The 25,658-nt window shown below is 33.5% G+C and carries 18 protein-coding genes and 1 pseudogene; 12 read left to right on the plus strand and 7 right to left on the minus strand.

The annotated features are described in order from the left end of the window. Positions 1–46: 46 nt before the first annotated feature. The 5 genes and pseudogenes from AAHF52_RS04235 to AAHF52_RS04255 all read left to right on the plus strand — a co-directional run bounded on the left by AAHF52_RS04235 (position 47) and on the right by AAHF52_RS04255 (position 9,238). The gene (locus AAHF52_RS04235) at positions 47–1,474 is read left to right on the plus strand and encodes a sensor histidine kinase (protein WP_010403276.1); all 1,428 of its coding nucleotides are present in this window, start codon (positions 47–49) and stop codon (positions 1,472–1,474) included. A gap of 176 nt (positions 1,475–1,650) precedes the next feature. Next, a complete protein-coding gene (locus AAHF52_RS04240; RefSeq protein ID WP_012481913.1) occupies positions 1,651–2,388 on the plus strand; it encodes a hypothetical protein in 738 nt (245 codons plus the stop codon). Positions 2,389–2,460: 72 nt separating this feature from the next. Next, positions 2,461–3,471 carry a tRNA (adenosine(37)-N6)-threonylcarbamoyltransferase complex transferase subunit TsaD gene (tsaD, locus tag AAHF52_RS04245; protein ID WP_007302199.1) on the plus strand — a complete coding sequence of 337 codons (1,011 nt, stop codon included), beginning with the start codon at positions 2,461–2,463 and terminating at the stop codon, positions 3,469–3,471. Between the two features lie 111 nt (positions 3,472–3,582). Then, complete coding sequence (locus AAHF52_RS04250; protein WP_264376655.1) at positions 3,583–7,209, plus strand: ankyrin repeat domain-containing protein; 3,627 nt, start codon at positions 3,583–3,585, stop codon at positions 7,207–7,209. Between the two features lie 284 nt (positions 7,210–7,493). Further along, positions 7,494–9,238: pseudogene (locus tag AAHF52_RS04255) on the plus strand (type I secretion system permease/ATPase). Positions 9,239–9,337: 99 nt separating this feature from the next. Here AAHF52_RS04255 and AAHF52_RS04260 read toward each other — a convergent pair. The 3 genes from AAHF52_RS04260 to AAHF52_RS04270 all read right to left on the minus strand — a co-directional run bounded on the left by AAHF52_RS04260 (position 9,338) and on the right by AAHF52_RS04270 (position 12,198). Further along, on the minus strand, positions 9,338–10,099 hold the full coding sequence (locus tag AAHF52_RS04260; protein ID WP_007302202.1) for a hypothetical protein: 762 nt from the start codon (positions 10,097–10,099) through the stop codon (positions 9,338–9,340). A gap of 57 nt (positions 10,100–10,156) precedes the next feature. Beyond that, positions 10,157–11,419, minus strand: a complete 1,263-nt coding sequence (locus AAHF52_RS04265; RefSeq protein ID WP_342068381.1) for a pyruvate dehydrogenase complex dihydrolipoamide acetyltransferase — start codon at positions 11,417–11,419, stop codon at positions 10,157–10,159. A gap of 284 nt (positions 11,420–11,703) precedes the next feature. After that, positions 11,704–12,198: a hypothetical protein gene (locus AAHF52_RS04270; protein ID WP_019236773.1), complete on the minus strand. Its 495-nt coding sequence runs from the start codon at positions 12,196–12,198 to the stop codon at positions 11,704–11,706. Between the two features lie 236 nt (positions 12,199–12,434). Here AAHF52_RS04270 and AAHF52_RS04275 point away from each other — a divergent pair, with 236 nt between their 5' ends. Next, a complete protein-coding gene (locus AAHF52_RS04275; RefSeq protein WP_264376656.1) occupies positions 12,435–13,385 on the plus strand; it encodes a hypothetical protein in 951 nt (316 codons plus the stop codon). A gap of 124 nt (positions 13,386–13,509) precedes the next feature. On the opposite strand, the gene ftsH is transcribed toward AAHF52_RS04275, so the two are convergent. From ftsH to AAHF52_RS04290, 3 genes are all read right to left on the minus strand, one after another. Next, positions 13,510–15,339, minus strand: coding sequence for an ATP-dependent zinc metalloprotease FtsH (gene ftsH / locus AAHF52_RS04280; protein ID WP_254229344.1), 1,830 nt, complete (start codon positions 15,337–15,339; stop codon positions 13,510–13,512). A 12-nt stretch (positions 15,340–15,351) separates the two neighbouring features. Then, complete coding sequence (tilS, locus tag AAHF52_RS04285) at positions 15,352–16,644, minus strand: tRNA lysidine(34) synthetase TilS (protein ID WP_264376657.1); 1,293 nt, start codon at positions 16,642–16,644, stop codon at positions 15,352–15,354. Positions 16,645–16,786: 142 nt separating this feature from the next. Beyond that, positions 16,787–17,266, minus strand: coding sequence for an OmpA family protein (locus AAHF52_RS04290; RefSeq protein ID WP_007302208.1), 480 nt, complete (start codon positions 17,264–17,266; stop codon positions 16,787–16,789). Between the two features lie 274 nt (positions 17,267–17,540). On the opposite strand from AAHF52_RS04290, the gene AAHF52_RS04295 reads away from it, so the two are divergent. The 6 genes from AAHF52_RS04295 (at position 17,541) to ppa (ending at position 24,469) form a co-directional block, all read left to right on the plus strand. Next, entirely contained in the window at positions 17,541–18,959 is a 1,419-nt protein-coding gene (locus AAHF52_RS04295) for a carboxypeptidase (RefSeq protein WP_007302209.1), read from the plus strand. 20 nt (positions 18,960–18,979) lie between these two features. Then, positions 18,980–20,047, plus strand: coding sequence for a rod shape-determining protein (locus AAHF52_RS04300; RefSeq protein ID WP_007302210.1), 1,068 nt, complete (start codon positions 18,980–18,982; stop codon positions 20,045–20,047). A 276-nt stretch (positions 20,048–20,323) separates the two neighbouring features. Beyond that, positions 20,324–21,280: an IS5 family transposase gene (locus tag AAHF52_RS04305; protein ID WP_213863789.1), complete on the plus strand. Its 957-nt coding sequence runs from the start codon at positions 20,324–20,326 to the stop codon at positions 21,278–21,280. Positions 21,281–21,364: 84 nt separating this feature from the next. Then, positions 21,365–22,471: a tRNA 2-thiouridine(34) synthase MnmA gene (gene mnmA / locus AAHF52_RS04310; RefSeq protein ID WP_019236778.1), complete on the plus strand. Its 1,107-nt coding sequence runs from the start codon at positions 21,365–21,367 to the stop codon at positions 22,469–22,471. Between the two features lie 112 nt (positions 22,472–22,583). Beyond that, positions 22,584–23,882 (plus strand): hypothetical protein, encoded by a 1,299-nt coding sequence (locus AAHF52_RS04315; RefSeq protein WP_019236779.1) that lies wholly within the window; start codon positions 22,584–22,586, stop codon positions 23,880–23,882. An 80-nt stretch (positions 23,883–23,962) separates the two neighbouring features. Next, the gene (gene ppa / locus AAHF52_RS04320; RefSeq protein ID WP_019236780.1) at positions 23,963–24,469 is read left to right on the plus strand and encodes an inorganic diphosphatase; all 507 of its coding nucleotides are present in this window, start codon (positions 23,963–23,965) and stop codon (positions 24,467–24,469) included. Between the two features lie 205 nt (positions 24,470–24,674). Here the strand turns inward: ppa and AAHF52_RS04325 are convergent, their stop codons facing one another. Further along, a complete protein-coding gene (locus AAHF52_RS04325; RefSeq protein ID WP_264376809.1) occupies positions 24,675–25,631 on the minus strand; it encodes an IS5 family transposase in 957 nt (318 codons plus the stop codon). Positions 25,632–25,658 lie beyond the last annotated feature (27 nt).

The following is a 25,658-nucleotide window of genomic DNA, read 5'->3' on the forward strand; positions in this document are numbered from 1 at the left end:
TTTTTTATTAATACCATAAAAGACGTTATTTCACAATGAGAAGAATATGTATAAATTAAGTAAATTAATTTTTACTACACTAAAAACAAATAGATATACAAAAATTATCTCGCTATTCTTATTAATTTTTGTGGTTTTATTGGGCACAATATACCGCAGTTATTCATTAAAGAATAATTTTCTTTCTTTTTACCGTAATTCAAATGCAAACTTAAAAGATCTATTGGAAAATAGTATAATAAAAAAATATCATTATTTACTAATAGAAAAACATCATATTAAATATAACAGTTTTGATTACATAAACCAGTTGGTAAAATTGCGTGCTGAATTGTTACAATCAGTAAGCAAAGTAAGAAATTTTAGCTTAATACTGTATGATCAAAATGCCAGAGTAATTTTCAGTAATTTTAATACTCAAGGTCATGACTATGAGCAGTTGCTTACAAATGATGAAATTGATAAATTGCTAAGCAATCAAGAAATATTTTACGCTACAGGAAATACATTAACTTCTACTTTCCCTATATTTCATGAAGATGACATTAAGCCTTCATTTTTTTTGAAGATCATTCAAAGCTATAATGACTCTTATATTATGGTATATAGTCTATTTTCAATATTAATGGGCTTATTACTGGTTATCTTAATACTAATAATGCTTTATTTGCACTTTTCCAATACCCAAATGCTAGCCAAGCAGCATAAAACTAATATTGAATTACAAAGGGTTAAAGAGGCATTAGAGCAAGAAAATGCAAATAAGATAAAATTTTTTGCAAGTGTTACACATGAGTTGCGTACACCTCTTAATGCTATTATTGGATTTGCAAAGTTGATCAAAAATGAAACTTTAGGTTCGGTAGATCACTCTAAATACAAGGAATACGTAGACGATATATATAATGCTGGTACACATTTACTTGCTTTGATTAATGATGTGCTCGATTTTTCTAAAGCTGAATCAAGTAGTTTAACAGTAGAGAAAGTGAAGTTTAATCTGAATAAGATAATAGATTCGTGCTTAAAAATGTTATCACCTAAACTAAAAGAAACAGGGATTAGTTTAAAGAAAGAGATATCTGATAAACAATTATTAGTTATCGCCGATCCCAAAAGAATGAAGCAAGTTATAATAAATTTGTTATCAAATGCAATCAAGTTCACTCCTCAAGGTGGTTTAATAAGAATGATTATTAAAGAGAATATAGAAAAAAATTTATTAACTATTGAGTTTCATGATAATGGAATAGGGATAATGCAGCAGGACATATATAAAGTTATGTCCGTTTTTGGCCAAGCAGATTCGGGATATAGAAACGAAGGCACAGGTATCGGATTACCTCTAAGCAAGAAATTAGTAGAGTTAATGGGTGGGACTTTCAACATTCAAAGTGAAGCAAAACTTGGTACTACGATAACATTGAGCTTCTTTTATGAAGAGCAAACATGTGAAAAGTTGATTGATTTTTAGTAAAATATATTTGATATTGCACTTTTATATCTAGTACATTCCTAAGTCATACTGACGTGATACCTCTTGGCTAATAATAAGTAGCGGAATGTAAGTAAATTAAACTTTTTTAGCTATACTTCCTGAAAACACTTTATAATTCTTGAGCATAAAGAAAATTCCTTTAATAATGAAGCATGCTAATCAGGAACTTAATAAAACAAGCAACTCAAGTAGGAAATAGTGAAAACGTAATACAATATGTCAAATATCTCTATCAATTTGAGAAGTTTAGAAATACATTAAACCTCACTTTGTCAATAATAAAGCAAACTAGACTCTCGTTTGAAATATATCAAGAAGGATTAGTGGATATGGAAGAGGGAGTGTGTAAGACAATTCGTTCTTCTGGTTTAAATAAGTATGTTATTGTGCTAAGAAGGTCAAATCCTTACATCATAGTACATGAACTTTCACATATGGTTGAAAATGAACTGAACTTAAGCTTAGAGCAAGAATTTCTCTATAAAGTTTATCAGGATATTGAGCAGAACTTAAAGCAGTCAAATATTCTGGTACAAAAAATTATTGGTCAAATTATATTTAAGGAGATACAAGTTTACCAAACTCCAAAATCACGTGCGTCTGAGTTATTCGCACGCTATTTTGAGCTGTTTGCTTGGGCTCAGGAAGTTTATCCTAAAGATAAAGAATATCTAATTCGCACTCAAGATTTAAACAGAGTATTTCTTGCTACTAACCAATGGAAAAAGAGCTACCTGGATCTACAAATAATGGAGAGAATAGATAAAGAAGTAAAGGAATATAGCGATAAAACTGCTTTTAAAGATATAAACAAAGTACAAAGCAGTTGGACTAATAAATTTTCTCCTGGAAGCAAAAAAATTGGTTCTATATTTGAAGATGATAATTAGCTCAGCAGAACAAAGTTCACTTCTTCAACATTTCAAGTTATAGTTCTCGCAATTTAAAGAGTTCAAATATATATGAAAACCATTTTAGCGATTGAAACAAGTTGCGATGAAACTGCAGTTGCGATTGTAAATAGTGATAAGCAAGTGCTTGCTAACGAAATTCTTTCTCAGGTAGAGCACAAAAAGTGCGGTGGAGTGATTCCTGAAATAGCATCACGTGCTCATATGAAGCATTTAAGTGGTTTAATAAAAAGTGCTATGGAAAAATCTAACCTTAACTTTTGTGATCTAGATGCAATTGCAGCAACATCAGGACCAGGACTCATAGGTGGATTAATAATTGGTACAATGATGGCTAAAGCAATTGCACACGTAACACAAAAACCGTTTATTGCAGTTAATCACTTAGAAGCACATGCGTTAGTTGTTAGGCTACTATATGAGGTTGAATTTCCGTTTTTAGTCCTGCTGATATCAGGTGGTCACTGCCAATTTTTAATTGCACAGGATGTAGGTAAATACATCAAACTTGGAGAAACGCTTGATGACTCATTAGGAGAAGCATTTGACAAAGTCGCTAAAACGCTGGGTCTAAGCTATCCGGGAGGTCCATTAATTGAAGAGTTAGCTAAAAAAGGTGATGGTATGAGATTTAAGCTGCCAAGAGCAATGATAAAACGTTCTGGATGTGACCTTTCATTTTCTGGAATTAAAACAGCGGTAAAAAACTTAGCACGAGAATTTGTAATGAGTGAACAGGATGTGTGTGATATGTGTGCTTCGTTTCAAGAGTGTATTAGCGACATATTACTCGATAGAGTCAGAAATGCTATTGGTATCGCTGTATCTTTAAATATTAAAATCAATGATTTTGTAATTACTGGTGGAGTTGCAGCAAATAATTTCCTGAAAGAGAGATTAAAAAAGCACATAGACTTGAACGTGCTTTCTCCTCCAAGCAATTTATGTACAGACAATGCAGTGATGGTTGGATGGACAGGAATTGAAAGGTTACAGAGAAGCTATGTAGACTCTCTTGACTTTGCACCAAGGCCAAAGTGGGAATTAGAAAAATATTACTAGCACAAAAAATTATCTACTATATAATGCGGCCGCTGGTGAATTTTTGTAGGCTTAAAAATTACAGTGGTATCTACTAAAGCCTTACCGGCATTATTATTTATGAGGTACAGTATGTTCAAAAATAAATTTGACACAGTTATTAGTGTTTTCAAAGCTAAATCTAGTACAAGCGCAAAGACACTCAGTTCAGGTTTATTTGTTGCGGGAAACGTTGTTATGGCCAGAGCAATTAGTGAGATAGACCTCTCTTCATTACAAGGCAATTCAGAAGATAAAGTCAATAAGCAAGACCTAATAATCATATATGATTATATTAATAAAGTAACTCAAGAAGAAAACTATAATATATGTACTAATAATCTTGATTGTATAAAAAGCAGGATTTTAGCAGAAAATATAAGTGATTCATTAGCTGAAAAATTTCGTCAAGATGGATGGAATATAATAAGTAATGATGGTTCTTCGCTATTAACAGTGGCTATTGAAAGAATTAGGAAAGAACAAAAGAAAAATAGGAATTATGATATTCATGTTGAAATAGCTGTATCTCTAATTCTTAGTATGGGCAGAGAATTGATTATAAAATTGGAGAATTTTGCAGATAGTAATGATAAAACACTTCTACATTATTTAGCTGAGTCGGGTAAAGAAGATATTTTATGTTTTGTGATAGAAAATTCTAATTTTGACATTAAAGAAGCAGTAAGGAATAAAGATAGAGATGGTAAAACACCACTACACTATGCGGCTAAATCTGGCAATAAAGAATGCTTGAAAATTCTCATAGAAAATGAAGCAGATTTTAGTTGCACTACCAATAATAAAACCGAGTTACACTATGCTGCCAGAAGCGGAAGTCCTAACCTCCTAGAATATTTAAAAGAAATATTGACAGCAAAAGGAATTTTTGATAGGGAGAAAATTAAAACAGATAAATATGGAAATAACGCATTACACTATGCTGTGCAATCTGGAAATGCTGAGTGCATAAAATTCTTCATTGATAATCAAGTACAATTTTTAAAAAATAAATATAATGAGAATCCTTTTCATAAGATTGTAGGTAACTCAGAAACTCAAGAAAATGCCATAAATTTTCTTATAGAGCATCTAAAATTTTTAGGTAGACGAAAAAGTGAAATTAATCAAGAAAATGTAGATGGTAACACCCCATTGCATATAGCTGCAAAACATGGAAATAACCAGCTAATGAAATTGTTTACTCAATCAGGTGCAAAAATTGTTCAGAATAAACAAGGTAACACCCCCTTACATATTGCTATTATACATGGTAATTCATATTGTATAGACCTATTTTATGAAAATATAGGAAATAGCATACTTCAATCCAAAGGTGATTATGGAAGAGATCTTGTACATTTAGCTGCAATGTACGGGAAGTATGATTGTCTAACATCTTTACTCAAGAAATTTCCTGATTACGATTTAAGCACAGAAACACACAAAGGAAATATGGCCCTACACTTAGCTCTATCGAGTAATACAGAAACAGAACTAAGAAAAAAATGTGTGAGTCTATTAATAGACAGAAGCATGCAAGTAAATAAGAGTAATAATGAAGGAAACACCCCTTTACATTTTGCTGCCCAACTTGATTTATCGTTTTTAAGCATGATAGAAAAAAAGTTGGAAGAGAAGAAATTTGACGTTTATCAAGAGGTTTTGCGTGAGAATAGCAACGGTGACACCGTCTTTCATATGGCAGCACGTGTTGGTAATAAATCATGCCTTGAGCACCTTTTTAAAAAAGAGAGAGTGGGAGAAATATTAAGTAAGAAAAATAAGGATGGACAAACTTTACTACACTTATCTATCCTCAGTGGAAGAGTAGAATGCGTTAAGTATTTGGTAAAAAAAAGCCCAAAGGGTATTTTTTTAGAACAAAATACACAAAAAAAGTTGTTATTTGCAGCTATTTTGAGCGGCAATAAGGAATGTCTTGAATTTGTGTCAAAAGAACTTGTAGGTAAAAAGGTGGCTGCTAGCATCAAAGTGTTATATGATGAAAATGACAATACACCGTTACACATGGCTGCTCTTGCCAACGACATAGAATTCCCTCAGTATGTTATTGAAAGTATTGCTAAGTCAACTATTAGGAACACAGTACCACTTTTTAACACAAACAGTCAAGGGCTTATACCTCTACATTTAGCTGCCATGAGCCTTAATGCTGAGTTAATAGAATATTTTATGAAAGATAATCATTACCCCTATAATAAGAAAATGTTAAATGTTGTATCTAAATCTGGAAGAACAGCATTACACTATCTTGTAATGAGTGATAATGATTTTGAAAAAACTATAAATGAGGATTTTAAGCAAGGTCAATTTTTGAAAAAGTTAGTTTTAGAAAAGCGTAAACAAAATGAGCACTTAAGGGAAAAAGCTATTAAAGCCTTATTCTACCTAACAATCAGCACCGGAGAGAAAACTTTAAATGAAAAGATAAATTTTGATATAAAGGATAATGCAAAAAAAACAGCTTTAGATTATGCTTTTAAACATGGTGACACAAATATCTTGAGGTTATTTTTAGATTTCTTTTATGAAATAAGGGAAAACAAAAAAAGGAAATATGATAAACTTAACATGGAAGATCAAGAAAGAAGCAAAAAGCTTCTAGACTACTATAATCTGGCCATGTCAATATCAAGTGTGATTATTTCTGTTTGCATTAAGTATAATAATGCAGAATCTGAAAAGGAAGAAATTCCTACCTGGATTTCCATTGCATTTTCTTCGATATCATTTTTACTTATCTTATACAACTTAGTGATTGGCCTTCAAAAAGAACCTGTTAAACGTAAGATAGAAAACTATACTGAAAAAATGAACAGAATTGAAGAGGCTACAGGAAAGTTAGCTAAGACAAAAGTAGGGGATCATGATTTGGAGGAATACAACTCAATATTGGAACTATTAATAAAGAATGCAGAAGATATTTCACGATTGGAAAATGAACTTTACAAGTTTACGCATGAAACTAGATTAGAGAGTAAAGACAAACTCAATATTTCTCCTCAGAAAATGAGTAGGGGTGGTAGTGCACTACTATGTTCGAATAAGTCTTTAGAAGGTAGAAAAAGTTCACCTGTTTTGAATGATTTAACAGCAAAACTTAGTCTGTGTTCAAGACGCAACAGTAGAGTACAAAATACAATGGACAAGTTAGATAATCCATCATGTGTAATTACTATAAATGAGAATTCAGAAATTAAACCAAAAGCTCCGAAAAACAAATTCAAGAATGTTGCAACTAAGCTAAAAATAGGCAATATCTTTAGTAAGAAAAAAGAAGATCTTATCGCTTCATCAAGCTTATCAGAAGGTGCTAATCACGAGAATATTACAAAAATGAATGAAGAAAACTGTGGGTTGATAAAACGATTTGGTGATACCAATGGGTATTCAATATTTTCGACTCCTTTTAATCCAAGCAGTTCAACCTCAAGAGAAGAGTGTGGTAACAATCATAGTGCAGCGCGTCATGTGAGTTATGGTAGTGCAAATAATCCTGTGAGTGATAAGGAAGTTAGTAAATCTCCATCTCTAATACTTTCTAACTTTGAGGAGGGGATTACTGTTGACTGTTTTAAATTCGAAAGATATAGACCAAGGGTATATTCAAGTCCATCTTGTGTGAGAAAAAGAGCAATTACAGCTAGATCATTGGAATATGTAATACTTCCTGATCATATAGAAAGAGGAAAATAGATGCAGATTGTAGTCACTGACTCTGATAGCATCAACTTTCAGAGGAGTGATAGTAAGAACTGTCATTGAGTAGTAGATAAGAAAAACGTAGAACAATTGGCAAGGCTATCGTATAAGGTTATAGTAGAGAAGAAATTAGATAGCCTTGCTAAATTTCCATGAAAAAGTTTATATTCGCATATCATTAATATTTTATTACATTAATGATATGGTAAGGCAATAACTGTTAATACTTTTGAAATAAAAACTATATATGGTACATATAATTAAATAAAAGGAAGATTGTGGAAATCACTCCGTCAATAAAAAAGGAATTAAAGCAAAGTATACTATATACTTGTCTAGAGAAGTGCAAGAGTGCGTTTTGGTTCATTTTCTGGTTTAGCTCAGGGATTAATGCGTTAATGTTATTTTTGCCACTTTATACCTCTCAGGTACTTGATCGAGTGATATCGAGCGAGAGTGTGTCAACACTAGTTATGCTGACGATTATTACTTTATCTGCGTTTGCATGTTCTGCAATGCTTGAAACTTGTCGATATTTAGCTATGGCTAAAATTGGTGATTGGATTGATAAAACTGCAACACCAGATCTAATAGTAAGGTCAATCAGGTTAACATCAGTACAAAGCTCAACTTCAAGTGGTGAAGCAATACGAGATCTTGGAGTAATAAAAAATTTCATTACAGGAAATGGTATATTTTCACTGTTCGATACTCCATGGTCGCTAATTTACCTTGTTGTGATCTTTATGATACATACCTCTACAGGGTTTATAGCTATTGCCGGGATCATTATATTAGTTTCAATGGCAGTATGGAATGAACTTGCCACTAAGCGTATATTGCGAGAAACCAATGAAGAAACTATACGCAATATTAATGCTATAGATGTTGCAACAAGAAACGCAGAGGTGGTTGAAGCTATGGGCATGTCAGAATTTATAGTTTCTGATTGGTGTAAACGGAATGATCAAAATCGTGCAATGCAAGTTACAGCGCAGAATCGTTCTAATGTAATTACTGGTATTACTAAATTTTTACGTTCAACTCTCCAAATTTCAGTAATTGGAACAGGTGCATTACTTGCAATCACAGCTCACAAAACTGCCGGTAGCATTATTGCTGCCTCGATTTTGATGGGTAGAGTATTGGCTCCATTTGATGCAGCAGTTCATACTTGGAAATTTTTAAATCAAGCCAAGATGTCATATGGCAGGCTGCAAAGACTTATCCTAACATCCCCAAAAAGAGAGCAAACTATGGCTCTACCAGAGCCTGAAGGGAAGTTGGAATTTGATAGGGTATTTTTTACTCCTTATGGGAGCAATAAGCCAACAGTAAAAGGAATCTCATTTGTAATAGAACCAGGGGATGTTGTTGGTGTTATTGGTGCAAGTGCTTCTGGTAAGTCGACCATTGCAAAACTAACCGTTGGTGTTTGGAAACCCATATCAGGTGTAGTCAGACTAGATGGCGCTGATGTATATACTTGGAATCGAGAGAACTTTGGTAATTATGTTGGTTACTTACCTCAAGATATTGAGTTATTTAACACGAGCGTTAAAGCTAATATTGCCCGCATGAGACCAGATCCAAATCCTGAAGAAATAATCAAAGCAGCAAAAATTGCAGGAATACATGAATTAATACTGAGCTTACCAAATGGGTATGATACAACAATAGGAGGACCTGGAGGAGTAATACTCTCTGGTGGCCAAAAACAGCTTCTTGGACTTGCAAGGGCTTTTTATGGTAATACTAAGCTTTTAGTGCTTGATGAACCGAATGCTAACTTAGACAGTAATGGAGAGGCGCGCTTGATTAATGCAATCAATGTTGCAAGAGAGCAAAATACTACCACTGTTATCATCACTCATAAGCTACAGCTACTATCTGTAGTCAATACAGTGATCGTCATGTCAGATGGGGTTATTTATGCTATGGGACCAAAGATGAGATTTTGAGTAGATTAGTTGCTCCATCACCAGATGCCACAGAAGATAAACGTTCTTCAGCAAGTGGTTAAGAAAGAGAGAAGTTGTCACACTTCTCTTTCTCTTATAGAGTACTATATGCACAGTTTATAAAATCTTAAGCAATTGTTATTCGAAAAATCCAATAATGATTAGCCGCGGAACCTATTTGCTAATTCTCTCACATTAACCTTAGACATTTCTGATGTAGGCTCTTGTGTATATGAGACATCAGATTTAACGCCTTTTTTGTCATGACCTTTAGTAATAGAACATACTACAGTATCAGCCTTTACATGCTTAACACTTGGATCTGATTGAAACCCATGCTTTCTTTCCATTTGTGCTTCAAGCTTACTGCTATCATGTGTAACCCTACACCTTTCTAGATTACGGTCACGTTTGTCAGGAGCTACATATCCATCTATATCACTACATAAGAACGGGCGCACTTTGAACCTGTCTGAACTAACACCATTTTCAACACTTGCAGAATTATGAGCTTTTCTATTATTGCGCATTTTATCTACAGCTTCCTTTATTTTTTCTTTTGATGGTTTTGGCAGCAGTGCTGGCTTATATGCACATGCTGGTAGTTCTGGAAATGAGTCCTCCTGAAACAGCAAATGACTTTGGTTTCTCTTACTATCTGATTCTTCAATATTCTTTATTGGTGTCTTGAAAGAGTTTTCATTTTTCTTTCTTAGATCCAACTCATTTAATCCGCTTCCAACATTATTTTTTCTTGTTGTAGTGTGAATAACACCTGGAAGTTTCACTTCATACTTAAATTTTTTACCAATGGTATCTATTGACTCATTAGATGAGGAATCTATTTGAAACCTATCGTTTGAAAATTTTGATTTTGTAGCATCAAAAGATATACTACGTTTTTCTATCTTTTTATAAGTCATATTTTACCTCTAAACCTATTAACTAATAAAAGTATAAACTAAGAGGTATTAATTTTATTATAATAATAAAGGCTCAAGAAGCATCACCGTAGGGTTTTCTATATAGTACTTAAAGGCATTTAAAAATTTTGCTCCGAGTGCTCCATCAACTGCTCTGTGGTCAACAGAGAGAGTAACTGTCATTACCTCTGCTATCTCTATTTTTTCACTTATGACAACTGGTTGTTTTTTAGATGCGCCGACAGCCATAATGCAAGACTGTGGTGGATTGATTATAGCACTGAAAGTTTTTATACCAAACATGCCTAAATTAGAAATGGTAAACCCTCCTCCTTGAAATTCTTCAGGCCTTAATTTTCCAGATCTTGCTCTATTTACTAAATCTTTCACTTCTTTTGATATAGATAAAACACTTTTTTCATCAGCATTTTTTACTATAGGAGTAATCAGTCCATCCTCAAGCGCTACAGCAATTGAGATATCTATATTTGAGTATCTTACTATTTTAGTATCTATCCACGATGAGTTTATATCAGGAAATTTTTTCATGCTGAAAGCCACAGCTTTTATAATTAAGTCATTAATTGTTACTTTATTGTTCTCATTTGCTGAATTAACCTCATTTTTGAGCGATATTAGCTTATCAACGTAGCAGTCTACAGTTAAATAAAAGTGTGGAATATTTTGCTTAGATTCAACTAGGCGCTGCGCTATCACTTGGCGCATATTACTTACTTCAACTGTTGTATTTTCCTCAAATCTCTCATAGCTTTTAGTTTGATCTAAAAATTCTAATACATCAGCTTTGATGATACGACCATATGGACCTGTACCTTTTAATCGCTTTATATCAACACCTTCATTTTGAGCTATTTTTTTAGCTAAGGGGCTTACTTTTATTCTATTTTCTGTTGCTCTATCCTCTTTTTTAGATCCCAGTGTCACGCACTGGGATGACATTAAAGAGCTAGATGAAATCGAAGGGTTGGATGATACTGAAAAATCGGCTTCAACCTCCTTCTCAACCTTGGTATTGATGGCAGAAGCTAAATCAAGTGCGCTTTTATCTTCCCCTTCCTCTAACATTAGAGCTATCAGTTGATTTACAGGCACGCCACTTGTTCCTTCCGACACTAAAATTTTTGCCAAAACTCCTTCATCGACAGATTCAAACTCCATTATGGCTTTATCAGTCTCAATTTCAGCGATTACATCACCTATTTCAACTTTATCTTGTTCTTTTTTACACCACTTTACAATTTTTCCTCCAGTTTTACTCATTGTTGGGGAAAGAGCAGGCATCAATATTTCTATAGGCATTTATTCTGTATTAAAAGATCTATTTAACTTTTAATTTACTCTTTACCCTATGTCAATCTAATCGTAAATTATGATACTTATATCATCCTAGTACGTGATGCTGGAATCTTGGTTGACTACTGTTATCCTACTATTTCTATTGCTTAGTCCTAGACAGAGTACAAATAGTAAGATCATCATGAAAATAGACGAATCTGTTATAATGGAAATAGAAAAATGTAGTGCTTACTATCCTCTCACAAACATATAGCTTGGGTACAGAAAAAATTTATATGAGGAGCTGGTTAAATTGATAAAAGATCAGAATTAATAGTAGTTTCCGAATCTTCTGTAGCAGGCTCTTCATGTGAAGCAGAGGACAGACTAACTTCTTTATCATCTGTTCTCTGTATAGAACTACCACAAAAACTCCTTAACATCTCTTCAGCAGATGAATTTAAAATCTGTATAATAGACTTTTCACTTTGTTCTTTCAGCGATTGATCCATTCTAGAAATCAACTCGGAAAATTCACTACCTTCTTTTCTAGCTTCACTTTCTATCTTATTTTTTATGCTTTCTATATTACTTTGGTTAATTTCTTCTTTCGTTATGTTAAATGAATTAGCAATACCTTGATACTTAATCTCACAATCGCCACAGCCAACTATGCAAAGAGCAATAGAATCGGATATTTCACCTGCAGCCGAATTATGGATAGTGTAAGCTAAGCAATTGTCATGATATTTAATGCCAAGCTGTTGCTCTATCAATTCAGAAATTTCATTTTTTAAAGACATAAAGTACCTCCTTCTTACATTACTGTACTTTCTGATTAAAGTACAACAGCTGCTCCTAAATAGCAATCCATATATGGTTTACTTTAATAAATTATTAAAGTAAGAAGCTTTTACATCCTAAAACATAACTGAGATAAGCCAATGTAAAAAAATTTTTAAACGAGAATTATTGTATATATATTACTTATTTGGTAAAATTATTTTGGCAAAATAGCATATAAAAGTTGAGGCTAATTATGAATATTAAAGAAGGAAAGGATTTACAACAGGAGTTATTAGGAATTGTTTTCAATATACTCATAGAAAGTGAAGATAGCGCCATAGAAGCTATGGAAACAAGAGCAGTAGAGATAATTAAAAAACTAAAGGAACACATTAATGATGATATAGAGTATGGTGGTCAAAAAAAGCCAATTTTAGATTGGGTTATTGTTTGTGATTCTCAGAATAATGTCAGACTAAATAACAAGTCGCTATTAAAATTTGAGAAGGCAATTAAGGATATTGGAGGAAGAGCAACGCTAAATGAAATAGAAAGTATAATAAGGTTGTTAGTAGAACAAGCACAGCTAAATCATGTTAGAATTAGAGGTGAAAGAGAAGTACCACTAAACTTCTTTGAGGAAAACATAATAATGAGAGAACGAAGAAGGGCAAGAGAACAACAAATGCGGCCAAATTTTGTTAGAGAAAGAGAAGCGTCATTGAATCTCTCTGGAAACAGGAGTGAAAATATAAGAAGACCAGGAGAACAAATGCAGCCAAGTGAAGTATCACTAAATCTCTCCGAAAATAGGGATGAATATACAATAATGAGAGAACGAAGAAGAGCGGGAAGGCGAATGCGGCCAAATTTTGTTAGACGTGAAAGAGAAGTACCACTTAGTTCAAAAATAGGACAATTAATTGGTGTAGTTTCATCCATAATTGTAGGTGCTTTCATTGGTATAATGGTTGGTATGGTCATTGCTGGTTTATGTATTGAGCTTTGTGTAATCACCACTGCAGAACCGATTCTTCTCATCATGGGTGCTACTGCTGTTATAGGAGCTATTGTAGCAGGAACTGCTCCTGTATTAAAGCTAATAGAGATGTTTAAAGGTCAAGAACCTAATCTTTCTCCTAGTAGCGGTCTGGAAAGCTCTAATACTGAACATACTTATTTAAATAGGCAAAGAGTTATTTAGAAAAAAATTGGAAGAATGTTCAAAAAAGTCCATTTATAAAATACATCGGCTTAACTATGATCTTATAACTTAAGCTAATTAATTAAAAATTTTTGTTTTAGCGGTTAAATAAAGCCAGATCTTATTAGAGAGAGGATCTTCTTATCTCTTCTTTACCTTCATTTTCATTTCTAACAATTTTTTTTCCACTTAATATGTCTCTTATTTCATCTCCTGTTAAAGTTTCAAACTCCAGTAGATTTTCAGCAATGAGCTCCAAGTCTTTCCTACGCTTGGTTAAAATGTCTTTTGCTTTTTCATAGCAAGAAAATACAACTTTCTTTATTTCCTCATCTATAAGTCTTAACGTATCTTCAGAAATTGTCTCAGAATCATGTGTGATTTGTTCACGATTGTGATATATTGGCCCTATTTTGTCACTCATTCCCCATTTTGTCACCATAGCACGTGATAAATCTGATGCTAGTTTTATATCTGAAGATGCGCCGCTTGTGACTTTATCATAGCCAAAAATTAGCTCTTCTGCCACACGTCCACCCATTGCAACAGTTATATCTGCTAGCATCTTTTCTCTTGTGAGGGACACTCTATCTGTTTCTGGTAGTCTCATAACTAAACCGAGTGCTCTACCACGTGGAATAATTGTTGCTTTGTGTATAGGATCAGAAGCAGGCATATTAACTGCAACTACTGCATGACCAGCTTCATGGTAAGCAGTAAGCTTTTTTTCTTCTTCTGTAATGACTAAGGACCTTCTTTCCATGCCCATCATCACTTTATCACGTGCATACTCAAAATCATCCATGGTAACAATTTTCTTATTTCTTCTTGCAGCAATAAGCGCAGACTCATTCACTAAATTTGCTAGATCAGCCCCTGAAAAACCTGGCGTTCCCCTCGCAACTGTTTTTACGTTTACATCTGGTGCTATCGATATTTTCTTTATATGCGTATTTAATATTCTCTCACGCCCATTTATATCAGGTAAAGAAATAGTAATCTGTCGGTCAAAACGACCAGGTCTAAGTAGTGCTGGATCTAGGACGTCTGGACGGTTAGTTGCAGCAACTATTATCACACCTTCATTAGACTCGAAACCATCCATCTCAACCAGTAACTGGTTTAATGTTTGTTCCCTTTCGTCGTTACCGCCACCAAGACCAATGCCGCGATGCCTACCTACTGCATCTATTTCGTCTATGAAAATTATACAAGGAGCATTTTTCTTGCCTTGATCAAACATATCCCGGACACGGCTTGCACCAACACCGACAAACATTTCAACGAAATCAGATCCAGAAATACTAAAAAACGGTACATTAGCTTCACCTGCAATTGCACGAGCAAGTAGAGTTTTACCAGTTCCAGGGGAACCAATTAAAAGACATCCTTTTGGTATCTTCCCACCTAACACTTGAAATTTTTGCCTTTGTTTAAGAAAATCAACAATTTCAACCAACTCTTCTTTTGCTTCATCAATCCCAGCAACATCATCAAATGTCACTTTTTTTCCAGTAGTCATAAGCCTAGCTTTTGATTTGCCAAAGCTTATAGTTCTATTACCTCCTGCTTGCGTTTGTTTAAAAAGGAAAAGTAATAAACCGATAAAGATAAGCGTCGGAACCCATTGAATAAGTAATCCACCAATTATACCTATTGCAGAGTCTCCAATTGAAAAGGAGAACTTCACTTTCCTATCATGCAAACTTTTTATTAAGTCACTATATATAACACCACTTGAGTTAAAGGCTGACCCATCCCTAAACTTCCCTTCGATGCTTTGGTTTCTTATTGTAATATTTTCTATATCATTATCTTCTAGTCTAGTTAAAAATTCTGAAAAAGGTATGGTTGTTTTACTCTTACCTATACTTCCGCTAAATTGAATATAAGCAACTGAAATAAGAACAATAATCACTAACCAGATCAATAAGCCTTCTAAAAATTTTTTCATTTACATTTCTAATTAAATACTAATCAAGCTTACCAAATTTTGTTTTATCGTGCTATTAATAATGAATCGAACCTTATCATCATCGGTATTTTTTCCGTTATAATTTACATCAGGATAAGCAAGCATCTTTCCATCTTTTTGTACTGTAGGCAAAGAATAGTAAACTTCAGAGCAATAATCATAATTTTTTAGAAATTCAGGGATTTTTTGTGTTTTCTTTAGTGGAGCAATAGTTACTGAACACTCCTGATCTCCAAATATTGTGCAGCTAAACCTGTTATCCCATTCAATAGAACCATTTAATGGTAAGTGTACAGTAATTTCTTGTATCTTTGACGATTCTCTAATTATTAAGATATTTTCTCCATATTTTCTTATTTTGCACCCAGAAAGTGTACAGTTAACATTACTACCCTTTTGCAATATTTTATTAAATATTACGATAAGGCTGTTGTACCTTGGTTTATAATGTTTGCTGGCAATTGCCATTATAGAGTAAAGAAGAAGCCTCAAGGCTATTTCCTCTGGCAATTGATAAAATTCACTTAGTTTAATTTCAATATAACCAAAATCATGAACATTAACACAATCATCAAATGCAAGGCGTGTGTAGTGCATCAACGCTTTTGCAGCTCTTTTCATATGAAGTGCTGTAAGGCATATTCGCTCTGTTAGAACATCTTGATTATCACTTGCTTTAAGTAAGTTACGGTATAAAGTTCGTCTGTATTTTAAGTCATAATTGCTTCTATCTTCGATCCATCTTAACTGATGAAGCTTAGCATACCTTTCTATTTCACTACGACTAAAATTTAACAACGGCCTAAATATATAAATACCATTTAAGAAAGATTTGTAATCCATTGATGATAATCCATCTACTCCACTACCTCGCTCCAATCTTAATAAGAACGTTTCTGCTTGATCATCTTTGTGATGAGCAACGAGCAAACATTTAACATTATTGTTTTTACACCACTCTGCTAGTAACTTATATCGTGCTTTTCGTGCCTGTAACTGAATATTACCTTTAATATTTTGCTTCTCCCAATTTAATATGAACGATTCCTTTGCTCCAAGTGCTTTTGCATAACTTATAATAAAATCAGCTTCTTTTTGAGACTCTGAACGTAACCCATGATTTACTGTTAATGCTATAGGAAGTGAAAGCTTGTTTTTTTTTGCCCAGTTAGTCATTAAATGCAGTAAGACTATACTATCTACACCACCTGATACTGCAACTGCGATTTGGTTATGGAAAGCAAAACTATTAGCTATATTTTGAAATAATAACTCTAATTTCATTATGTTTCTTGATGGCCAGATAGTCTCTACGTCATACAGCGACTTATTTGTGGTATATATAGATCCCGCTAACAAGCAGCGGAATTGCTCTCTTTTGTCATCCCAGTGCTTGACACTGGGATCCAGGTTTTAATGCAAGAAACTACTTCTTTATTCCAGAAAATGAAAATTCCACTCTACGATTTTTAGCATGCTCTTTTTCATATTTAGAATTTCTAGAATCATCTTTTACATTAACCAAAGGCTCAGTTTCACCTTTAGAAGCAGTTTTTATTCTATTTTCTAGATAAGGTGTACAGCTGACCATAAATTTTTTAGCTGCATCTGCTCTTCTAGCTCCTAGTGCAAGATTATACTCGTGAGAACCACGATTGTCAGTATGACCAGTTAAAGTGACCTTTGCGTCAGGATTATTTTGTAACACTTCCATCACGTCAAGTAATGCATCTGCACTCACTTCACTGATACTAGATTCATCATAACCAAAGAAAACTCTTTTATCACCTATCTGCTTAACAACAGCATTCATTTTATTTGTCGTATTTACTCCTTTTTTAGGGCAAGAACTTACACCAGTAAGCAGTAAACAAAAACAACACATTATAATCAGTCTACTCCACATCACTAAACCTCCATAAATTTAAAATATAGTGCGTAATTTTAATTTTAGTACTAATAATCCCTCTATACTAGAATAGAGTCAAGGGAAATAAAATACTAAATGTTTTCTTTACAATCTTATAATTAATTTTCTGATAAGATGCTCAATTCTTAGCAATGAAGTACAATAAAAGAATAAAAATACAATTTTTTATTGTACTTTAAGCAAATATACTTTTAACTTTATTATTAATCTATTACGATATTAAGCAGATGTTTCAAAGCAATGAATAAAAATGAGATCTTATAAGTTTTTAGAGGAAGTATTACATAAGGTAAGGAATATCGAAAACACACTAAAACTACTAAGCAAAAGCCAATTGAATGTAGAGGACAAAGTTGAACAAATGTGTCTTCTAGAGGAAATCAGACATGAAATTATCTCTCATGATGCAATAAAGGAATCATTAGCGAATGCTCTTAGGAATAAAAAGAGTGCTAATATTCAGCAGCTAAAGTTAATAGAGGGGATACACAAAAGCAGCAGTGCTATTCCTGTTGATTTAGTAAAATCTTTGTCCAAAGCTAAGATTGAATGCCAAAACTTATGGAGGCTAACTAATTCTGAAATTAGTAACTTAGAAAAGCTGAAAGAATGCTTTACTAACCTAATTAAGCTTACTCGTGAAGCAGCTTCTATAAAATCGCAGCAATTAAAGCGCTCAAACTATGAGTCATTGCTTGCTGACTATGACTCTAATATCACAGAAAAGAACATAAAGGAAATATTTCCTAAGCTAGGTAAATTTTTTAGTGAAAATGTAGAGAAAGTAACTCAAAAGCAGAAGAAGGATAAGGTTACTAATATACAAAAAGTTACGGTTCAGAGACAGATTGAACTTGGTTCCTTATTCTTACAGCAAATGAGTGTTACACCAAATGAGATTTCCATTTCTTATTACGATTCTATCGATTATGATGAATCTGACCTTTGTTATGGTTTATTTTTACTTTTACGGCATACTGGTTATGCAATTCATCAAAAATGTTTAGCGCAAAATTCTATAAAGAGCTCAATTACAAAACATATTATGTATGAAACTCAAGGGTTATTCATGGAAAAGATCATTGGAACATCGAGAGAATTTATTGAGTTCATTCAACCACACATAAAGGAGAAACTTTCTACAAAAGGCAAAATTAATAGTAGTGTTGAAAATTTGTATTTGATTTTCAATAAAGTAAATCTTTCATCTTTTTTGAAGAATGCGGATGAATTTAGTTTATTGGCTCACATTATGCTAAGAACTAAATTAGAACAAGATCTAATAAATGGTACGTTAGAAGTTAAAGATCTACACGATAAATGGCTGGAAGGTATGAAGCATTACAAGATTTCAGTAAAAGCTAAAAATGAGCTAGACACTTATTTTCAAGATGAGTATTGGATAAGTGGTGTTATAGGCTACTTTCCTATTAAAGTCATAGCGTTAATCGCTGCTGTGCAGTTTTTTTCTTTCATTAAGAAAAATCATTACGAATTTTTAGATTCTATAGTAAAAGGAGATTTCAGTTTACTTATCGATTGGTTCTCTAAAAATGTATATAGTGCAAATTATGGCTTTTTGGAACAGCTAAAAAAGGTAACAGGTAGGGATTTAGATATTGAGTGCTACACTAGTTACTTATCTGAAAAGTATAATTTGTCTCAATAAATGGTTTTCTTGAGTTGTGTATGAGTTTTGTTCAGAATTTAATCAGAAATTTTTTTACTTTCAAAGGTTTATTTGCTAGCGATATTGCTATAGATCTTGGTACTGCAAATACTTTAGTTTATCAGAAAAGTCAGGGGATAGTGCTTGATGAACCCTCAGTTGTAGCAAGAGTAAAAGAAAAAGGAAGTTACGTTCCTTATGCTTTTGGCAAAAAAGCTAAGATGATGCTCGGAAAAACACCTGGAGAAATAGAAGCGATAAGGCCCTTGAAAGACGGAGTTATTGCTGATTTTAAAAGCGCGGAAGAAATGTTAAAATATTTCATACGCAGCGCAAACACAAGATTCACTGTTAATAAGCCTAGTATTATCATATGTGTTCCATCTGGATCTACCCCAGTTGAAAGGCGTGCTATACAAGATGCAGCAGAAAGTGCTGGTGCAAATGAAGTATTCTTAATTGAAGAACCAATGGCTGCAGCAATTGGGGCTGGACTTCCAGTTACCGAACCTGAAGGTTCTATGATTGTTGACATAGGAGGTGGTACAACTGAAGTTGCAATTATTTCTTTAGGTGGAATTGTTTATTCACGTTCTGCCAGAGTAGGTGGTGATATTATGGATGAGGCAATAAAGTCATACATTCGTGAAAATCATAAGTTATTGATTGGCGAAACAACTGCTGAAAAAATTAAGAAAAACGTCGGTTCAGCCAGTCTGCCAGTTGAAAACAACAAAGAGGGAATGATAATTAAAGGCAGGGATTTAGTGAGTGGTATGCCAAAAGAAATGCTTTTATCAGAATATCAAGTTGCAGAGAGCCTAATAGAGCCTGTACATCAGATAATTTCTGCTATTAGAACTGCACTGGAGAGTACTCCACCCGAACTTTCTTCTGATATAGTTGATAGAGGAATAATTTTATCTGGTGGAGGTGGGTTATTGCGCAACTTGAGTAAAGTTATTAGTGAAACAACAAAATTACCAGTTCGTGTTGCAGATGATCCACTTTGTTGTGTTGCCCTGGGTAGCGGAAAAGTACTTGAAAACATGGACTATTTTGGCCATGTTTTATTCAAGCAAGATTAAATTGTTTTTGAAGATCGAATTGTTTTGATGGAATTATGTAATATAAATGAGATCCCAGTGTCACGCACCAAGTAATTTAAAGGCAACTTCCAGCAGGAAGGGGTGTCATCCCAGCGCTTGACACTGGAACTTGACTACAAATAAGTATGCTGTTTCGATGAAATTGTGTAATAGAAACTGGATTCCAGTGGGCTTTGTTGCACCACTCAAGGAAAGAACAGGCAGTTACTGATGGAATTTGTTATAAAATAGATATTTAGCCGACAAAGGAAAAATATGCCAATAAGAATGAAAGTCAGTAACTGCAATGAATATAACAAATTTCTTCAAGAAAGGGGAAATGTTTTTCATTATATCAACGATGCCATTGAAAATTGGTACGAAAATAGTCCAAAAGTAGCAGGTGGCAACAATGTCTACAGCGACAAAGTAGTGATTCTAATTCACATAATAACCTATCTATTCAGGATTGGTCTTAGGCAAACAGTGGGATTTATAGAGAAATATCTTGAGCAAATAGGGAAAATTTTGCAAATTATCAGCTATTCGCAGGCTTCAAGAAGGTTTAAAAAGCTTAATATCAAAATCAACGACTGCAGAGTTGATAAGAACGATATGGAAGATATTGAAATTGCTATAGATAGTACAGGTATCAGCATCTACAATAATATTCCAGGCCATAGTAAGGCAAATGGTACAGATAGAAAGTATCGCCGCTATGAGCAAACAAGAAAGCTACATGTAATGCTAGAGATAGGTAGTAAAAAAGTTATAGCTGCAAAATACAGTAGTGGAGTTTATTCCGACCACTATGGAGCCTGTGATCTTATTGAAAGAGTGGATACCAAGTATAACATAAGCACGATATATGCAGATAGGGCATATAATCGAAAGAAGTTATACAAACTGTGCGATGAGCTTGACATAAAGACAAGGATTCCTCCGCAAAATAATGCAGTAGAGCATCCAAAGTTGGATTATATGAATGAGAGAAATTCTACAATCAAGCTCATAAAGTCATATGATGAAGATGGTATGAAGAGGTGGAAAAAAGAGATAAATTATTGGAAGAGATCTTATATAGAAAGTTTTTTCTCGCGACTGAAGCAAATATTTGGATTTAGTTTTAGGAATAAATCTGAGATTAATCGTGAGAAGGAACTGCTACTCAAGTGTTATTTGCTTAACAAATTTACTGAAATAGGCATGGCTAAGTTTGATATAGCTTCATGAATTTATTATACATTACCCACTATCCGAAGAGCTGTGCAACAAAGCCATTCCAGTGCTTGACACAGGTTTGTGTTTATAAATTATATGCTAAAAGAATTTGAAATTGAACCTTTATTAAAAGATAAAGCTCCGCATCAAACTAAGGCTATTGTTGCAATGTCCGGGGGAGTTGATAGCTCCGTTGCTGCAGCACTGCTGTATAACCTTGGGTACGAAGTGATAGGTGTGACTCTTCAGCTCTATGGCAGTGATGGTAATGCGAGAAAGGGTGCATGCTGCGCTGGACAGGATATTTATGATGCCAAATACGTGGCTGAAAGTGTTGGCTTTCCCCACTATATTTTAAACTACGAGGAAATATTCAAAAAGGAAGTAATAGAGGATTTTGCAAATACCTATATGCGTGGAGAAACTCCCATACCGTGCGTAAGGTGTAACCAAACAGTAAAATTTCGCGATCTATTGCAAGTTACAAAAAATCTTGGTGCGGATGTGCTCGTAACAGGACATTACGTAAGAAGATTAGAAGAAAATGGTGAGGTAAAGTTGTGCAGAAGTATTGATAAAAGTAAAGATCAAAGTTATTTTTTGTTTGCAACTACTGAGGAGCAGTTAAAGCTTTTGCGATTTCCATTAGGTGGGTTCTATAAAAGTGATATAAGAAAATTAGCAAAGTATTTTGGCTTACAAATTTCTGAAAAGCCGGATAGTCAAGATATATGCTTTGTTTCCGAAAGCTATAGTAAAACAATAGCTAAATTAGCTCCACAATCTGTGCAGAAAGGTAAAATAGTAGATATTCATGGAAAAGTGCTAGGTGAGCACAGCGGCATAGTAAATTTTACAGTGGGACAGAGAAGAGGCCTCTGCATCGCACACAATGAGCCTCTTTACGTGATAAAAATTAATACAGAAAATAATGAAGTTGTAGTAGGCCCGATCAATGCTCTAATGCAAAAAAAGATATTGGTCAAAGAGTTAAATTGGTTAGAACAACCAAAAGAAGGCATGGAAGTAACTGTGAAGCTTAGGTCATCACATGCAGGAAGCTTAGCGACAATATATTCAACTGACGAAAAGAACAAAGCCTGTGTAATTTTAAACGACGATTACTTTGGCATCAGTCCAGGTCAAGCCTGTGTAGCATATAAGGGCGAACAAGTTATAGGTGGAGGTTGGATATGCTCCTAACTTGGTGGTTTAATTTTTTAATGCAGAATGTAAACATACAATAAAATTTATTGCTGTTTTATCCTATATTCTTTATACTATAAAGATAATTATTATATTGTGGACTAGAGGGATGGTTAAAGAAGTTGAAGAGTTAATAAAAATTGTTGGTAAGGGCAATTTACTAGAAGCAGCATTTATTCGTTTGGGCAGTTTTCAACATGCTGACTTACATCATTGCATGGATTACAGAAATCATATAGGTCTATTCGAATTCATTAATAAAAAAGAACAAGAGCCATTAGATAAATATTTTAACTTAAAATTTAGTCTACAAGGATTGTTTTTAATTTATGTTCAAGCTTATAGAGTTCTTGCAGAAAATGCTCAGTTCAATACTCAAGAAGTAATTGATAAAATATATGCTGCAGTTGAAAGTAAAAAAATACCTACTCTTTGTGACACTTCGAAGAAACTGCTAAGGGAAATTGTAGATCAAGTAGAATTGACAGAAGATCAAAAAAAACTAAAGCTTTTTAATATTCTAGCAAATCCGAAAGGTGAAGCTCTATTTAACAATAATGATGACTTTGAGAAACAAGTACTCAATAATATTAAAAAGTTACTCAAAATAAGCTATGCAAATGAATTTGATAAAGAGTTTAGCTTATGTAAAGAGGTAATAAATCATTATTACTCGATTCACAGTATAAAAATAGATAAAGACATAGCATTACTATTTTCTAGTTATGGTATATTTTCTACATGTACTGGAAATGGAGATATTTTATCACTCAATCAATATATTAATGAGAAAGCTAGAGTAATCAACACACCACTGTATTACAGTTACATCTTACAGTTAATAAAGGTATTAAGAAAAATTGAGTTACCGTATAGAAATGGATTCACCAAGTATACACTTAATTATAGAGGTATAAGTGAATTGAACGGGACATTTACAGCTGCAAGAGAGCAAGACAGTCAAGATTCTCTATATCCTAAAAATATCAAACGTACTCTAGAGCAACTACTAAAAAACCAAAATAGTGATGCATTTGAACAATTAGTAACAAACCCTGAGAATACGTATTACTCAGTGCCACAAAGTGAATGCAGACTAAACTCTAGTATCAGTAACAAAAAAAACAAAAATCATAAAAACACATTTTGTAAATTAGCTTTAGGTATGTTTATATTGTCTATTGGATTATATACTGCTGATTATTTCTTTATGGAGCAAAAGTTATTCAACTCAATAACAAATATTTTGCCACAAAATAATCTCATCAATTTCATAGTTGCTGCAGTACTTACTATCGTAATAGTATATGCTTTATTTCAACTACTAAAATCACCTCAAGAACCGCCACATTCAACGATCAATGATACAACTATTAACAGTTTTGCAAATGGTCCTATTCAATCATGAATCTCTACTTATGAATGATAAATGTAGCACTTTTAAAGTGTATGCTATATAATATCTTCTCTTGAATAACGAGGTAATCCATGGATTTAAGCAAAGTAACAACAAAACCAGATGAAATAAATGTAGTAATTGAAATAAGTGCAAATGCTGAGCCTGTAAAGTATGAATTTAATAAAGAGCTTGGGTTGTTACAAGTTGACAGATTTTTGTCTACCTCAATGACTTATCCTTGCAATTATGGGTTTATACCAAATACCTGCGCAGGTGATGGTGACCCTGCGGATGTTTTGGTGCTAACTCAATTTCCTTTAGCGCCTGGAGTTTTGATATCGGTGCGTCCAGTAGGTGCATTACTTACCAAAGACGAGAAAGGAGAGGATGAAAAAATATTAGCTGTACCTATCTCCAGTGTTGATAGCTATTATGACAATATAAAAAACTATTCTGATTTATCTAAAAACTTACTAGATAAAATAGCTCATTTCTTTTCTCATTATAAAGATTTAGAAAAGGGAAAAACGGTGACAGTTGGAGAATGGGCTAATGTGGAAAAAGCAAAAGAAATCATTGAAAAAAGTAGAAATTAGTTTGCGTTGATTTAGCCTTAAATTACAGTTATTCGGAAAAATGTTGTTGTTTTTAATGGGTAAATATTGGTATCCGTTCAGGATAGCGGTGGTAGTATAACCATAGAGTAAAAGTGAGTTTACAACAAATGGTGTCATCCCAGTGCTTGACACTGGGATGGCTTTGTTGCACAGCTCTTCGGATAGTGGGTAATGTATAATAAATTCATGAAGCTATATCAAACTTAGCCATGCCTATTTCAGTAAATTTGTTAAGCAAATAACACTTGAGTAGCAGTTCCTTCTCACGATTAATCTCAGATTTATTCCTAAAACTAAATCCAAATATTTGCTTCAGTCGCGAGAAAAAACTTTCTATATAAGATCTCTTCCAATAATTTATCTCTTTTTTCCACCTCTTCATACCATCTTCATCATATGACTTTATGAGCTTGATTGTAGAATTTCTCTCATTCATATAATCCAACTTTGGATGCTCTACTGCATTATTTTGCGGAGGAATCCTTGTCTTTATGTCAAGCTCATCGCACAGTTTGTATAACTTCTTTCGATTATATGCCCTATCTGCATATATCGTGCTTATGTTATACTTGGTATCCACTCTTTCAATAAGATCACAGGCTCCATAGTGGTCGGAATAAACTCCACTACTGTATTTTGCAGCTATAACTTTTTTACTACCTATCTCTAGCATTACATGTAGCTTTCTTGTTTGCTCATAGCGGCGATACTTTCTATCTGTACCATTTGCCTTACTATGGCCTGGAATATTATTGTAGATGCTGATACCTGTACTATCTATAGCAATTTCAATATCTTCCATATCGTTCTTATCAACTCTGCAGTCGTTGATTTTGATATTAAGCTTTTTAAACCTTCTTGAAGCCTGCGAATAGCTGATAATTTGCAAAATTTTCCCTATTTGCTCAAGATATTTCTCTATAAATCCCACTGTTTGCCTAAGACCAATCCTGAATAGATAGGTTATTATGTGAATTAGAATCACTACTTTGTCGCTGTAGACATTGTTGCCACCTGCTACTTTTGGACTATTTTCGTACCAATTTTCAATGGCATCGTTGATATAATGAAAAACATTTCCCCTTTCTTGAAGAAATTTGTTATATTCATTGCAGTTACTGACTTTCATTCTTATTGACATATTTTTCCTTTGTCGGCTAAATATCTA

Source organism: Wolbachia endosymbiont (group B) of Melanargia galathea, from assembly GCF_964030625.1.
Classification (GTDB): Bacteria; Pseudomonadota; Alphaproteobacteria; order Rickettsiales; family Anaplasmataceae; genus Wolbachia.